Consider the following 14,124-nt stretch of genomic DNA (forward strand, 5'->3'; position numbering starts at 1 on the left):
TCTCTGCGGCGCGGTTCACCCCTGCCCGGCGAGGCTGTCCCGCCAAGCGCGCGCCGAGACCTTGACGCCGTCGAGGAGGCGCAGTGCGGCGCTCATCGAACGACTCATGGGACGCAGATGCCGCGACAGGTTGCCCAGCAGCGCGAGCTGCTGATCGAGCCCGCTCGCGCCGGGGACGTCGAGAGCTCGGACCAGGCCGTCCAGAATCTCGAACAGCATGCGCTTGGACGCTTCGTCGGGCGTGCCGCTGAGGAGGAAGACCAAGCGCGATACATCGCTGTCCACGCCCTGCCACACCGCACCGAGTTCCTCCGCCGCGTGGTCGAGTCGTGCCACGGGCTGCTCCAGCTCCGCCCCGATCTCCGACAGGGCTCGCGCAGTCGCGTACGTCGGTCCGGTCCGGAGCGGAGGCCGACCGGAGAACACGGCACTGATCGAGGCGATCGCATCCTTCAGGCCGGAGGCCGCGCGCTCGATGTCTGTCCGACTCGCCTCCAGGGATTCCAGGGTCTCGAGAAGGTCGCGGTCCTCGTCGGGGTCCTCTCCACGCTGAGTGAACGTCTCCGTCCTGTCCTTGGCCACGGTCGCAACAGCGATGCGGAGCCGCTGCGTCAGCTGGTCGAGCACGGTGTCGTACTCGACACTTTCCGGTTCGAGCAGCCGGAAATCTGTGGCCGCAACCCACTGCGTCTCTTTGATCACTGACCAGACCGGGTCCTTGTCGGACATCACGCCGCTCGCCGAGGGATCCACCCAGATGAGCGGGAGGAGGACTTTCTGCCCGGGATCCGCGGTCGCTGCCCGCCGGAAGTCCAGGAACTCCTCCCGGCAGGCGGCGCTGCTGAGGTAGCGAGGGGTCACGAAACTCAACAGGAAGGTCGTCGTGCTCGCCTCTGCTCTGAGGCGCTGTCGCCAGTTCTCCCCCCAGGAGATGTCGTCGCGGTCGATGAAGAGACGGAGGGAGCCGCCCGTCAGGAACTCGTAGCGGTCGGCGAGATCTTTGGCGAAGGAGATCATTCGCCCGCGCGAGCTGGCGTCGTCTGCGTGGACGTGACTGATGAAGATCGAGGCGTCACTTCCGACGATCGGATCCGGCACAGTGACGACCTCTCTCTCTGAGATGCGAGCATCGCCGGCCCTGCCGAGCGGATGGGATCCGTCGAGGACGGCCAGGGGGAGCCCCCAGATGTTCTCTCGCAACCGGATGACCTCGGGGCCGTTGTGGAACACGAAGCCTCTGTGCAGTCCTCGTCCCTCACCGAGAGCGATGAGTCCGGCGATGTCCCGCTCGTGGACCGAGCGTGACGCCTTGATCTCGACACCGACGGTGCGATCGAGTTCGTCGATCATCACGAGATCGACCGCTCGCCCTCGTTTCTCCGCTGGACGCCAGTAGAAGGCGCGGATCTCGTGGTCGGACCAGCCGGCCGCGGTCGTCAGCTGGTTGACGACATGACTTTCGAGAAGCGCTCCGAGTGCTTCACGGTCTTGACGGAGATCGACTCCGGCTCGGGTCATCGATTCCACGGCGAAGGACGTATCGACCGGGTGGATCTTCGCGCGCGAATGGGATTGGCGTGGCGGCGCGGTGGCGAGGTTGGGGAGGTGATGAGTGAGGAAGACCCGCTCGAAGACTCCGAGATAGCGATCGATCGTTCGGCGGTCGAGATCGAGCTGCTGAGCGAGGCGACTGGCGTTGAAGATACCGCCCGGTGTGCGCATGAGACCGTCCAAGGCGGCGCGGGCGGCAAGAGTGTCCACTCCACGGCCGGCGAGTGCCTGATCTGAGAGCAGGCCTTCGATGTCCGACCGCAGGTCCAGCGAGAGGTCGCGCCGTGTCCTGATGACATCGGGGACGACGTAGGTGGGGAAGCCTCCCCTGGTGAGCCGATCGAGGAGCGTCGACTCGTCGAGATCGGTGCGCCCTCCTGCAGCGATCTCTGCATCGAAGAGGAGGTCGACGATCGAACCCTCCTGGCCTCCGATCTCCCACTCCGTCAGCGGACCCATGCTGAACCGGCGGGAGCGTCGCGTGAGGGCGTCGGCGCCGCCGAGTCCGGTCCGAGCGATGGACGCTGAGCCGGTCAGGACGACTCTCGTGCCCGCGCCGGGAATCTCGTCGACGAGCTCCTTGACCAGGAGCGGAAGCGCTTCGAGCAGTTGCGCCTCGTCGATGATCGCGGGGAAGGTGAGGCCTCGCAGCCAGCCGCCCGGGTCGGAAGTCGCTCGGCGGAGCACTGAGGGGTCGGCGAGCGAAGTGTAGGAGAAGCCCCGCTTCTGGAGAACGCTGCGCACGAGAGTGGTTTTGCCGACGGCCCTCGCTCCCTCGAGAACGACGACCTTCGCATCGGAGGAGAGAAGGGCATCTCCAAGCAGCCGGGGAATGAGAGACATGGCAAAAATGTACATTGTGTGTATACATTTTTGTACATGAGACGCCAAGCGGCGGTCCGGCTTCGCCGGTAGCGTCAGGACCGCCCCGGCACCGCGATCCCGTGCTCGTAGGCGAAGACGACGGCCTGGATGCGGTCGCGGACGCGCAGCTTCATCAGGATCTTGGACACGTGGGTCTTCACGGTGGCCTCGCCGACGTAGAGCTCGGCGGCGATCTCGGCGTTGGACGAGCCGCGGGCCAGGTGCACGAGCACCTCGCGCTCGCGGTCGGTGAGCTCCTCGATGCCGGGGTGGACCTCGGCGCGGGCCGGCGCCGTCGCGAAGCGCTCGAGCACGCGGCGCGTCACGTCGGGTGCGAGCATCGCGTCGCCGCGGGCCACGACCTGCACGGCCTCGACCAGCTCCTCCGGCGACGCGTTCTTCAGCAGGAAGCCGCTCGCTCCGGAGGACAGCGCCTCGAAGAGGTAGTCGTCGCGGTCGAAGGTGGTCAGGATGAGGACGCTGGAGCACAGGCGCGGATCCTTGACGATCTCGCGGGTCGCGGCCAGGCCGTCCATGCCGGGCATCTGCACGTCCATGCAGATGACGTCCGGGCACAGGTCGGAGGCCCGCTCGATCGCCTCGATCCCGGTGCGGGCCTCGCCGACGACGACGATCCCGGGCTCGGACTCGAGGATGGTGCGGAAGCCGGCGCGGACGAGCTCCTGGTCGTCGACCAGCAGCACCCGGACATCGGCCGTCATGCGCGCCCCCCGCTCGCTCGCTCCCGGCGCCCCCACGACACCTCGGACGACGCTACCTGCTCCCCGGACCCCGCGCGGACGCTCGTCAGAGGGACGCGCGCGCGCACCAGGTAGCCGGATCCGCTCGGGCCGGTCTCGACCGTGCCGCCGACGGCCGCGGCGCGCTCGCTCATGCCGGTGTGCCCGAGCCCGCAGGACGTCGCGGCGACGGGATGCGCGCCCTCGCCGCCGTCGTCGGCGACCTCGAGCTCGACCGCGTCGTCCAGGTAGCGCAGCCGCACCTCGGCGGTGGCCCCGCGGCCGGCGTGCTTGCGCACGTTGGTGAGCGACTCCTGCGCGATCCGGTAGAGGCTGAGGCCCACGGTCGCCGGGATGTCCCGGGGCTCGCCGACGGTGAGGAACACGGCGGGCAGACCGGAGCCGGCCGCCGCGAGGACGAGCTCCTCGAGCTGCGCGACCCCGCGGGTCGAGGCGGCGTCGGTCAGCGGGTCGAGGGCGGTGTCCTCGGCGCGGAGGGCGATCAGGATGCGGTGCAGCTCCTCGATCGCCGATCGCGCGTCGCTCTCGATGGCGCTGAGCGCCGTGGCCGCCCGCTCCGGATCGCGCGCGAGCACCCGCCGAGCAGCCCCCGCCTGCACGCCCATCACGCTGACATGGTGGGCGACGACGTCGTGCAGCTCGCGGGCGATGCGCAGCCGCTCGGACGACACCGCCTGGCGGGAGGAGCGCTCCCGCTCGTCGTCGAGCTCGGCGGTGCGCGCCTCGAGCGCCTCGAGCCGTCGCGCCGACTGCCAGGACGCGTCGCCGAAGACGTACGCGCTGCCGAAGTAGAGGAGGTTCGCGACGACGGCCAGCGCCGACTCCGCGACGTAGGGCGGGAGCAGCCCGGCCGACTCCTCCGCCGGGAGCGGGCTGCTCACGGGTGCGCCGGTGGCGAGGGTGACGATCAGCCAGCCGAGCATGCCGACGGCGATGACCGTGCGGACGACGAGCGCCAGGCGCCGGTCGCGGCTCCAGGCACCGACCGTGTAGAGGGCGAGGTAGAGGCAGATCTGGTTGAACAGCGACTCCGGCACCTGGAGGATCAGCCCGAGCGCGTAGACCGCGGTGAGAGCGACCGCCACGGTCGACGGGAAGCGCCGGCGCAGGGCGAGCGGGAGGGTCATCGCGAGCGCCCAGAGCGTGCTCACGGCGGGGTGCGCGGCGTCGGTGAAGCCCGCCGAGGCGTAGAGCGCGACGGAGACGAGGGTCGCCACCAGCAGGACGCCGGCGGCGACGGCGTCGCGGACGTAGGCGGAACGGGTCGGCGCTCGCCGAGTCCAGCCCGCATCGAAGGGGTCGGCAGCGACGGCGCCAGGAGGCATGCGCCCCACGCTAACCGACGACGGTCGGGCGGGCCGTCGCGCGAGTCGCCGCATGACGCTCCTTCCGTTCCGGTCGTGCACGTCCCCATGCTGGTCGAGTAGCCGCCGGAGGCGGCGTATCGAGACCCGGCGTGCTGGGGACGGTGGATCTCGATACGCCCGCTGCGCGGGCTACTCGATCAGCAGGGGCGGGGCCGCTGCGCGGGCTGCTCGATCGGCACGGGCGGGGCCCTCTGCGCGAATCACGCGATCTGTCAGTCGCGCCCGGTGATGCCCGCGGTCGACGCGATCACGTCGCCCATCTTCCTGCCGAGGGCCTCGTAGAACATCGACAGCGGGAACTCGTCGTCCAGCACCGCGTCGGTCAGCCCGCGCGGAGCGCCGAGGAGCACCTCGTCCGGCAGCCCGCGCGCCCAGGCGGAGGCGGGGTGCGGCGTCACCGTCGCCGCGACCAGCGCGTAGGCGGCGAGCCAGTGCGCGGTCTTCGGCCGGTCGATCGAGCGCCAGTAGAGCTCGTCGATGGCGTCCGAGAGGGCGACGACGACGTCCGCGACGCTGTCCCACTCGAAGGCGAGCCGGGTGTCGGTCCAGTGCAGGACGCCGTGCTGGTGCAGCCAGGCGAAGAGCAGCTGGCCGCCGAGCCCGTCGTAGTTGCGCACCCGAGAGCCGGTCAGCGGGAAGCGGAAGAGCCGGTCGAAGAGGATCGCGTACTGGACCGTGCGCGCCCGCGCCGCGAGCGCCTCCTCCTCTCCGTCGCGGTGCTCCTGGCCGGCCAGGCGCCGCTCGATCGCGACGGACTCGCGGAACGCGGTCAGATCGCAGCGCAGCTCCTCGAGGGAGTAGAGGAAGAACGGCATCCGCTGCTTGATCATGAACGGGTCGAACGGCAGGTCGCCGCGCATGTGGGTGCGGTCGTGGATGAGGTCCCACATCACGAAGGCCTCCTCCGCGGTGTGCTGGTCCTCGAGCATCCGGCGGGCGTCCTCCGGCAGCTCGAGCCGCGTGATCTCCGCGGCGGCGGAGACGACACGGCGGAAGCGCGCGGCCTCGCGGTCGGCGAAGATCGCGCCCCAGGTGAAGGCGGGGACCGCGCGCATCGCGACGGTCTCGGGGAAGAGCACGGCGCTGTCGGTGTCGTAGCCGGCGGTGAAGTCGACGAAGCGGACCGGCACGAACAGCGCGTTCGAGTAGTCGCCCGCCTCGAGCTCGGCGACGAAGCGCGGCCAGACGACCTCGACGAGCACGGCCTCGACGTGGCGGTCGCGGCTGCCGTTCTGCGTCAGCATCGGGAAGACGACGAGGTGGCGCAGTCCGTCGATCCGGTCGAGCTGCGGCTGGAACGCCTGCAGCGAGTCGAGGAAGTCCGGGACACCGAGGCCGTCGGCGCTCCAGCGCTCGAAGTCGACGACGAGCGCCTCGAGGTAGGCGGCGTCGTGCGGGAAGGCGGGCGCGAGGGCGCGGATCGCGTCGACGAGGCGCTCGATCTCGGCGCGGGCGTCCTCGAGGCGGTCCGGGTCGGCCAGCGAGCCGTCCTGCGCCTGGAGCGGCTGCAGCGCGGTGGCCGCGGCCTTGAGGTGGAGCCAGGCGCGGGAGGTCTCGACGCGGTCCTCGACGACCTCGGGTTCTCCGACGACGGTGCTCTGCACGAATTGCGACATGGTGATCCTCCTCACGCTCGTATAACCGGGTGGCTCGGGCCGGATCCGGCCCATCCCCGAGCGTATGGGCCTCGGCGCGCGCTTTTCTTGCGTGGGCCCGGAGCGAATCGGCGAGGTCGGCGATCCCGGCGCACGACTCCGCCGAAACGGCCCTCTCTGCGCGGATCGACGGCCGAATCGGCGTGCGGTATCAGCCCGCGACCAGCCTTTTCGCAGGTAGCACCCCCCGTCCGGGGCTAGATTCGCAAGGTTCACGCCAAGGCTCCTCCAAGGGGTCGAAGATAGTGCGGACATCACGGCCGCGATCACCCGGCGGCCATCCGATCGACCTGCGACTCCGAATCCCTGGCGGAGCGGCAGGGCGTCGGTCCACCTTCAAGAGGAAGGATCGGATCGCGTGACGGGACCCGAACCCGGAAGCGACCACAGAACAGTCAGCATCGATCAGCAGTCCGAGACCCTCCGCCTCCTGCCCTGGCCGCAGGCGGACGTCACCGCACTCCGCAGCGACCTCGCGGAGTCCGGGGAGCGTCTCGAGACGGAAGACGAGTTCCTCGACCGGCACGACCGCTACCTGCGCGGTTGGGCCGAGGGGAGCCGATTCTTCTACGCGATCGAGCTCGACGGGCACTGCGTCGGCTCCATCGGCTATTGGTACGGCCACTCGCGTGGCGCACTCGCCTACGAGACGGGCTGGAGCATCGCTCCCGCTGCCCGTGATCGCGGCATCGTGGCGCGCTCGGTGCGCCTGCTCCTCGAGGAGGCGGCGGCGTTCCCGCTGCCGCGCTTCGTGCACGCGTACGTCCCCGCGGACGACGCCGAGGACAGCGCGATCTGCGTCGAGGCCGGCTTCGACCGCGTCGACGTCGTGGAGGCCGGCGACCCGCCCGTCCTCTACGCCGACTGGGCGTTCGACCTCGCCGACGTCGCGTAGGAGCGGCGCGCTCGCGCCCGCGATGGGCCGATCATGCTGATCGAGTAGCCCGCGCAGCGGGCGTATCGAGATCCACCGTTCTGCAGAGTGCGGGGTCTCGATACGCGCTGCGCGCTACTCGACCAGCATGACGGCGCGCTGTCGCGCCCGTTCTTCACGCGTTCCGCGATCGAAGCGCGCGCTGTCGCGCCCGTTCCTTGCGAGCTTCGCGACCAGCAGGGTTGCCGGGATGTTCACGCGTCTCGGCCGCGCTGGGCCCGTCCATGCTGATCGAGTAGCCCGCGCAGCGGGCGTATCGAGTTCGGCTCTCCTGCAGAACGCCGGCGCGACACGCGCTGCGCATTCCTCGAGCAGCAGGAGCGCCGGTCGTGACGCGCCACGGTCGACATCGCGACCCCGCGTTCCTATCATCCATGTATGGGTGCGACGCGGACGGCGAAATCGACGGGGCTGGCTGAGCTGTGAGCGCCCAGGACGGGGATCTCCGACCGATCTCCTCGCTCGTCGTCTCAGCCGGCGATGGCGTCGTCGCCACCGGTCGGCTGAAGCAAGTGGCCGGGGGACTCCGCCTTGCCGCAGTGGGCGCCGGCCTCTACGACATCGTCGTCGAGCAGGCGGCGCCGAGCGTTCCGCTGACTCTCGAGTCCACTCCCGCCGACGTCGACGTCGTCACGGTCGAGGGCGTCTGGCGGGGTGGAGGAATCACCGAGGCCCGCATCGTCCCGTTCCGAGAGCCGGTGCGATTCCCGGACGCTCTCGGCGACCGTGCCGAGCCTCCTCTCGTCACCGGCGGCCGCACGACAAGAGCGGAAGTCCTCGCGGTGGACGTGATGGCTGTCGTCGACGGTCTCCGCGAGTCCGGGCTCGTGTCCTACGTCGCCCACTGCGACGAACGCGGGTGGTTCGGAGTCGCGAGTGCCACCGATCCGGAGCCGGTCCGCCGCGGTCTCCGCCGTGTCCTGGGCGACTCCTTCCTGGTGGTTCATTCCCCCTGGGGACTCCAGACGCTCGACGCCATCGACCGCATCTTCGAGAGCGACGGCGTCGGCCGGGAGACCCTCCACATCGGACGCTTCATCGATCCACGCGGCCGCCTCCGCTCCAGCGCACTGGTCCGCTTCGTCTCTCCCGCGCTGGCCCGCGCCCTCGGGGACACAGGCGCCAGCGCTGTAGACCTCGCCGCCTGGATCGCTCCGACCCCGTCCGGCCTCTGACGGCCGCCGCGTCGGAGGCCGTCAGGCGCCGGCCACGGGCGCAGCACGGCGAGGAACTCCTCGGGCCGCAGGCGGGCGGCTCGATCGCGGTCCGCCGGAGCTTCTCGTGCTCTCCGCCGACTGGGCGTTCGACCTGGCCGTCATGGCGTCGGAGCGGCGCGCCGCATCGCCGAGCATCTCGGGGTGCGATGCGACAGTCCGCGCCATCGCGCTCCGTCGGTTGCTGCGGAGCTACCATCCCGGGATGGTCAGAAGCATCTCCTCGGGCAGCCGCGCGCGAGCTGCTGCTGCGCTCGTTCTGGCTGTGTCGGGGCTCCTCGCCGGGTGCGCGGACACGCGAGTCGAGGAGGCGAGGCCGGTCGACGGACCGGCGTTCTCCGGCCCCTGGGCGGCGGAGTTCCGCTCGCACTTCGACGACGCCGCGTCGGACTTCGAGCGTGGCGTTCTCGCTGACGGCGAGATCACCGACCAGGAGTACTCGGAGATGACCGGCCGCTTCTCGGGCTGCCTCGAGGCCGCGGGGTTCGACTTCTCCGGTTTCGGACGCGACGGCTCCTACTCCGCCACGCCACTCTCGCCCGTCGATCCCGACACGTCTCGGCAGGTCACCGACGACTGCGGAGTCGAGTCGGGCGAGCGGACCATCGGCGCCCTGTACACGTGGATCACCCGGAATCCGGAGAACGTGGACGAGGCGTCGATCATGGTCGACTGCCTGCACCGGAAGGGCCTCGTCGACGCCGGCTACACCGCTGAGGACTGGACCCGCGAGAACGCGGTGTCCTCGCTGCCCGTCTCGATCCCGGCCGATCGCAAGGGCGAGTACGAGGAGTGCGCCGGCGATCCGCTGGGGCTCGTCGATGGCTGAACCGGTCCGGACGTGAGGCCGTCGCGGGCCGCCCGCGTCTCGCTCGGCGTCGTCGTCGCGGTGCTCCTCGCCTCGGGTGGCGCGGGGGCGGCGCTGCTCCTGGTGACGCCGACGGTTCCCGCGAGCCTGGCGGACTCGTCCGGTCCGGAGACGGTGCCCGTCCCGTTCGAGGAGTTCGCCGATCCGCGCCAGGTCGAGGCCGGGTTCGAGCGGGCACCGGACGTGTCCCTCGTGTCCGCGACGGAGGGGCTGCTGACCGCTTCGGCCTGCCGCGCCGGCGAATCGTTCTCCTCGGGCACGTCGTCCCTCGCGGTCGACGGCGCGCCCGTGCTGTCCCTCGCGACGGCGACGCCGCTCTGGCGCGACCTCGTGAAGGGCGACGCGGGCCCCGACGTGCGCGCTCTGCAGGAGGAGCTCGTCCGCCTCGGCTCGCCGCTGGTCGCCGACGGGATCCTCGGAGACGGTTCGATCCGCGCGATCGAGCGCCTCCTCGAGGAGGCGTCGGGGGAGGACGAGCAGCTCGCGGCGATCCCGCGGTCACGGCTGCTCTGGATCCCGGGACCGGCGGTCACCACGGCCTCCTGCGGGCTCTCCGTCGGCGGACCGGTCGAGCGGGGAAGCACCGTCGCGGTCGTCGCCGGTGGGATCGCGGCGCTGCGTCTCCCCTCCGTCCCGGCGGACGTCCTGCCGGGCGAGCGGCGGCTGCTCGTGGACGACGCGGTGCTGACGCTCTCTCCGGAGGGCGCGGTCACCGCTGAGGCCGACCTGCGATCGTTCGCGGCCACGGTGTCCGCCCGGTCGGCGCTCGCGACCGAGGGGACGACGACCGTCCGCGCCGAGTACGTGCTCGCGAACCCCGTCCGAGTCGGCGTGGTGCCACCGTCCGCCCTCTTCGCGCTCGAGGGCGAGCACGGTTGCGTCCTGGCGGACGGCTCCCCGGCCCGCGTCGAGGTCGTCTCCTCGGAGCTGGGCCGCTCGGCGGTCGTCTTCCCCGACGGGGAGGAGCCGGCCTCGGTCGCGGTCCTGCCCGAGGCGCGGAGCTGCGGGTGAGGGTGCACGGGCTCGGGCACCGCTTCGAGCGCGGCCCCTGGCTCTTCCGCGGGCTCAGCGCGGACTTCCGGGTCGGCGAGACCTGCGCGGTCGTCGGTCCGTCGGGGTCCGGCAAGAGCACGCTGCTCGCGCTGCTCGCCGGCTGGGTCGAGCCGACCGAGGGCAGCGTCGATCGAGCAGCCCACGAGCGGATCGGCTGGGTGTTCCAGAACCCGCACGGCGTCGCCCGTCGATCGGCGCTCGATCACGTCGCCCTGCCGTTCCTCGCCGGGGGCCTCTCCAGCGCCGAGGCCGATCGATCGGCGGCCGCGCTGCTCGACCGCTTCGATCTCGGGCAGGTGGCCGACCGCGCCTTCCGCGAGCTCTCGGGCGGTGAGGCTCAGCGGCTGATGCTCGCCAGGGCCCTCGCGGCGCGCCCCACTCTCCTCCTCATCGACGAGCCGACCGCCCAGCTCGACCAGCGGACGGCGCAGACCGTGAACCGGGCTATCGCCGCGGCCGCGACACCCGACTGCGCCCTCGTCGTCGCGACGCACGATCACGGCACGCGCGACTCCTGCACGGCGGCGCTGGACCTCGCCGCACACTCCGGAGGCGGGGAGTGAGGGTCTCGAGCCTGGTCCGCGAGGCCTGGCGCAACGTCTCGACCGGCACCTCGCGTGCGCTGCTGCTCTGCGCGTGCGTCCTCCTCGTCGCTCTGCCGATCCAGATCGCGGACCTCGCGGTGACGCGGCAGCACGTGCGGGCGGCGGAGGCGTACCAGCGGGCCGGCGCTTCCGTGCAGACGCTCGCCGCGCCGGGTCGGATCGACGGGGAGGCGTGCGCGGCGCTCGCCGGCTCGGCGACGGTGCGGGCGGCCGGAGCGGTCCGCGCCGCCACGTCCGATCTCGTCACGGCCGTGCTGCCCCGCTCGCCGATCCCGCTCTTCGAGGTCACCGCGGGCGTCCCTGACATCCTCCGAGCCGCGGCGGTGCCCGGGACCGGCGTGGTCCTCGGACCCGAGGCCGCGGACGCCGTCGGGCGCGGCGGCGACCTCGCGCTCGCCGGCGGCGGCTCGGTCGCCATCCGCGGAGGCTACGACTATCCGGACGACGGGCGGCGCCGCGGTTTCGGCTACGCGGCCCTGGCGGGTGCTCCGGCTGGCGAGCGGCCCTTCGACGAGTGCTGGATCGACGCCTGGCCGCAGAGCGAGACCGTCCGGGCCCTCCTCCTGACGACCGTGCTGCTCGGCGAGAGCGCTCCCGACGATCCGGCGCCCGTGCTCGCACCGCTGAACTCGCGCCTCGGTGCGGCCTTCGACGGCGGGGCTCGCAACGCGGACCGGGTGACGCTCGCCGCCGGGCCGCTCGCGGGACTGCTCGTGCTCGCGGCGTGCTGGGCGGTGACGGCCCTGCGCCGGGTCGAGCTCGCCTCGGCCCTGCACTCGCGGGTCCACCGGGTCGAGCTGCTGGCGGTCCTGCTGCTGGAGTCGCTCGCGTGGCTGATCCCGGTCGGCTCGGCGGGCCTCGCCGTCGCCCTGTTCTTCTCGAGCACCGGTCCGCCCGTCGACGCGGCGGCGACCCTGATCCAGGGCCTCCGGACGCCGGCCGTCGCCGTGCTGTCCGCGGCGACGGGCGTCGTCCTCGGCGTGCTGACGACCCGCGAGAGGCACCTGTTCCGCTACTTCAAGAACCGCTGACGGCGTCGCGGGTGCGCCACCCTCTGCAGGGGGTGGGGTCTCGATACGCGCTGCGCGCTACTCGACCAGCATGTTGGCGCGCTGTCCCGCCAGTTCCTTGCGGGCTCCTCGACCAGCAAGGGTGCGGAAACGTTCACGCATGCTTGCCGCGCTGAGCCGATCATGCTGATCGAGTAGCCCGCGCAGCGGGCGTATCGAGATCCACCAGCGTCAGACGTCGAGTCTGCCGAGCCGGCCTGCTGAAGTCGGTGGGTCTCGATATGCCCCTGCGGGGCTACTCGACCAGCATGAGTGTGCGCCGTCGTGGGTGCGTCCGCCGAGGCGGATCGCTGGCGGCCTCGTGTCAGAGGCCGTGGGACGCCAGCCACGGGCGCAGCACGGCGAGGAACTCTTCGGGTCGCTCGACGCTGGGGAGGTGGGCCGCGTCGTCGAAGACGTGGGCGTCGGCGCCGGGCACGGTCGCCGAGAGGAAGGCGTGCACGGGGAGCGACTCGGAGACGTCGTGGGCGCCGACCATCGCCAGCGTGGGCACGGCGATGTCGACGACGCGGTCGTAGGCGGGCGGCTCGATCGCGGTCGGCCGCGGCTTCTCGCCCTCGTGGCCGCTCCGGCCGCGGGCGAGCTCGCGCACGGTCTCGACGAACGCGGGGTCCAGCGAGGCGGGGTCGCGGTCGGGGCCGAACGCCCACAGCTCCGCCTCCATCCGCGCGACGCGCTCGTGGTAGCCGGCGGTCAGCACCGCGTCGATCTCGTCGAAGCGGCGGTCCTCCTCCTCGGTGAGGTCGGGGTACGGGAAGCCGCCGACGCCGGGGGCGATCAGCACCAGGCCGGTGACGCGGTCGGGGTGCTCGAGCGTCAGGTCGAGGACGAGCGAGCCGCCGCGCGAGCAGCCGATCACCGTCGCGCGCTCGACGCCGAGGTGCTCGAGCACGTCGAGGGCGTCCTGCCGCGGGTCGAACTCGACGTCGTCCGTCCGGGTCTCGCCGAAGCCGCGGGTGTCGTAGCGGATGACGAGGTGGTCCTCCGCGAGCGCGGGGACGACCGGGTCCCACATCCGCAGGTCGGTGATGCCCGCGTGCACGAGCAGGAGGGCGGGGGCGGAGGCATGGCCGTCCGACTCCCAGTGCAGGGTCGCTCCGGGGACCTCGAGATGCGGCATGCGCCCACCGTAGGCCCGGCCCCGCGACGGGGCAACGGGCGGCGCCTCCTAGGCTGGACGCGGTGCGCCGACCCGCGCCGACGATCCCAGCCCGCGAGCCGCCCGGCTCCGCCGACGAGACGGAGGACGCCGTGGAGGGAGTGCTCACCGGGTTCGCGATCATCGGGACGGTCATCGCGGTCGGCTACCTGATCGCCCGGTTCGGCCTGGTGCCGCCCGAGGGCCGCGCCGTCCTCACCCGCATCGCCTTCTTCGTCACCACGCCGGCGCTGCTGTTCACGGTGCTCGCCCGCGCCGACGTCTCGGTGCTGTTCTCCTCATTCCTCCTGGTGTCGCTGATCACGGTCGCGATCGTGGCGGTCCTCTATCTGGTCGCGTCGCGGCTGTTCTTCCGCCGGCCGGTGCCGGAGACGGTGATCGGCACCGCCGCCTCCTCCTACGTGAACGCCAACAACATCGGCCTGCCGGTCGCGATCTACGTGCTCGGCGACCCGCAGTGGGTCGCGCCGACGCTGCTCCTCCAGCTGCTGCTGCTCGCGCCGACGATCCTCACGGTGCTCGACGTGTCGACGAGCGGGCGCGCCTCAGTCACCGGCATCCTCACCCAGCCGCTGCGGAACCCGATGATCATCGCCTCGGCGCTCGGCCTGGTCGTCTCGGTCACCGGTGTGCAGCTGCCGGCGCCGCTGCTCGAGCCGTTCTCGATCATCGGCAACGCCTCGATCCCGCTGGTGCTGATGGCGTTCGGGATGTCGCTGCGCGGGCAGCGGCCGCTCGAGCCGGGGCCCGGGCGGATCGAGGTCGCCGTCGCCTCGCTGCTCAAGACGCTGGTGATGCCCGCGACCGCCTATCTGCTCGGCCGCTTCGCCTTCGCGCTCGACGCCGAGCACCTCTTCGCGGTCACCGTGACGGCCGCTCTGCCGACCGCGCAGAACATCTTCAACTTCGCCTCCCGCTACAACCGCGGCGTCGCCGTGGCGCGCGACACGGCCCTGGTGACCACCGTCACGGCGGTGCCCGTGCTCATCGCCGTGTCCCTCCTCCTGGGTTGACGACGGCGCG

The 14,124-nt window shown here is 71.7% G+C and carries 12 protein-coding genes; 7 read left to right on the forward strand and 5 right to left on the reverse strand.

Annotated elements, in window-relative coordinates:
* Window positions 1-15 precede the first annotated feature (15 nt).
* From EDF35_RS19760 to EDF35_RS19775, 4 genes are all read right to left on the reverse strand, one after another.
* Window positions 16-2,394: an AAA family ATPase gene (locus EDF35_RS19760; RefSeq protein ID WP_166674184.1), complete on the reverse strand. Its 2,379-nt coding sequence runs from the start codon at window positions 2,392-2,394 to the stop codon at window positions 16-18.
* Window positions 2,395-2,468: 74 nt separating this feature from the next.
* A complete protein-coding gene (locus EDF35_RS19765) occupies window positions 2,469-3,137 on the reverse strand; it encodes a response regulator transcription factor (RefSeq protein ID WP_123706238.1) in 669 nt (222 codons plus the stop codon).
* The gene (locus tag EDF35_RS19770; protein WP_133963574.1) at window positions 3,134-4,501 is read right to left on the reverse strand and encodes a histidine kinase; all 1,368 of its coding nucleotides are present in this window, start codon (window positions 4,499-4,501) and stop codon (window positions 3,134-3,136) included. The genes EDF35_RS19765 and EDF35_RS19770 overlap by 4 nt, the downstream gene beginning before the upstream one ends.
* Before the next feature lie 254 nt (window positions 4,502-4,755).
* Window positions 4,756-6,159, reverse strand: coding sequence for a DUF6421 family protein (locus EDF35_RS19775; protein WP_133963575.1), 1,404 nt, complete (start codon window positions 6,157-6,159; stop codon window positions 4,756-4,758).
* Between the two features lie 397 nt (window positions 6,160-6,556).
* Here EDF35_RS19775 and EDF35_RS19780 point away from each other — a divergent pair, with 397 nt between their 5' ends.
* The 6 genes from EDF35_RS19780 (at window position 6,557) to EDF35_RS19805 (ending at window position 11,903) form a co-directional block, all read left to right on the forward strand.
* Window positions 6,557-7,093: a GNAT family N-acetyltransferase gene (locus EDF35_RS19780; RefSeq protein WP_166674185.1), complete on the forward strand. Its 537-nt coding sequence runs from the start codon at window positions 6,557-6,559 to the stop codon at window positions 7,091-7,093.
* A gap of 551 nt (window positions 7,094-7,644) precedes the next feature.
* Window positions 7,645-8,307, forward strand: coding sequence for a hypothetical protein (locus EDF35_RS19785; protein ID WP_133963577.1), 663 nt, complete (start codon window positions 7,645-7,647; stop codon window positions 8,305-8,307).
* A 244-nt stretch (window positions 8,308-8,551) separates the two neighbouring features.
* Window positions 8,552-9,175, forward strand: coding sequence for a hypothetical protein (locus EDF35_RS19790; protein WP_133963578.1), 624 nt, complete (start codon window positions 8,552-8,554; stop codon window positions 9,173-9,175).
* A gap of 12 nt (window positions 9,176-9,187) precedes the next feature.
* Window positions 9,188-10,225, forward strand: coding sequence for a hypothetical protein (locus tag EDF35_RS19795; RefSeq protein WP_133963579.1), 1,038 nt, complete (start codon window positions 9,188-9,190; stop codon window positions 10,223-10,225).
* Window positions 10,222-10,830, forward strand: coding sequence for an ATP-binding cassette domain-containing protein (locus EDF35_RS19800; RefSeq protein ID WP_243840072.1), 609 nt, complete (start codon window positions 10,222-10,224; stop codon window positions 10,828-10,830). Before EDF35_RS19795 ends, EDF35_RS19800 begins: the two co-directional genes overlap by 4 nt.
* Window positions 10,827-11,903 carry a hypothetical protein gene (locus EDF35_RS19805; RefSeq protein ID WP_133963580.1) on the forward strand — a complete coding sequence of 359 codons (1,077 nt, stop codon included), beginning with the start codon at window positions 10,827-10,829 and terminating at the stop codon, window positions 11,901-11,903. Before EDF35_RS19800 ends, EDF35_RS19805 begins: the two co-directional genes overlap by 4 nt.
* A gap of 343 nt (window positions 11,904-12,246) precedes the next feature.
* Here EDF35_RS19805 and EDF35_RS19810 read toward each other — a convergent pair whose 3' ends face one another.
* Window positions 12,247-13,062, reverse strand: coding sequence for an alpha/beta fold hydrolase (locus EDF35_RS19810; protein ID WP_123706020.1), 816 nt, complete (start codon window positions 13,060-13,062; stop codon window positions 12,247-12,249).
* A gap of 131 nt (window positions 13,063-13,193) precedes the next feature.
* Between EDF35_RS19810 and EDF35_RS19815 the strand changes: the two genes are divergently transcribed.
* The gene (locus tag EDF35_RS19815; RefSeq protein ID WP_133963624.1) at window positions 13,194-14,114 is read left to right on the forward strand and encodes an AEC family transporter; all 921 of its coding nucleotides are present in this window, start codon (window positions 13,194-13,196) and stop codon (window positions 14,112-14,114) included.
* Window positions 14,115-14,124: the final 10 nt, after the last annotated feature.

It is taken from the genome of Rathayibacter sp. PhB151 (assembly GCF_004366415.1).
Taxonomy (GTDB): Bacteria; Actinomycetota; Actinomycetes; order Actinomycetales; family Microbacteriaceae; genus Rathayibacter; species Rathayibacter festucae.

Excerpts from the sequence above, each read along its gene's own strand:
- EDF35_RS19760 (WP_166674184.1), bottom strand. The coding sequence starts at position 2,394 with ATGTCTCTCATTCCCCGGCTGCTTGGAGATGCCCTTCTCTCCTCCGAT.
- EDF35_RS19765 (WP_123706238.1), bottom strand. The coding sequence starts at position 3,137 with ATGACGGCCGATGTCCGGGTGCTGCTGGTCGACGACCAGGAGCTCGTC.
- EDF35_RS19770 (WP_133963574.1), bottom strand. The coding sequence starts at position 4,501 with ATGCCTCCTGGCGCCGTCGCTGCCGACCCCTTCGATGCGGGCTGGACT.
- EDF35_RS19775 (WP_133963575.1), bottom strand. The coding sequence starts at position 6,159 with ATGTCGCAATTCGTGCAGAGCACCGTCGTCGGAGAACCCGAGGTCGTC.
- EDF35_RS19790 (WP_133963578.1), top strand. The coding sequence starts at position 8,552 with ATGGTCAGAAGCATCTCCTCGGGCAGCCGCGCGCGAGCTGCTGCTGCG.
- EDF35_RS19810 (WP_123706020.1), bottom strand. The coding sequence starts at position 13,062 with ATGCCGCATCTCGAGGTCCCCGGAGCGACCCTGCACTGGGAGTCGGAC.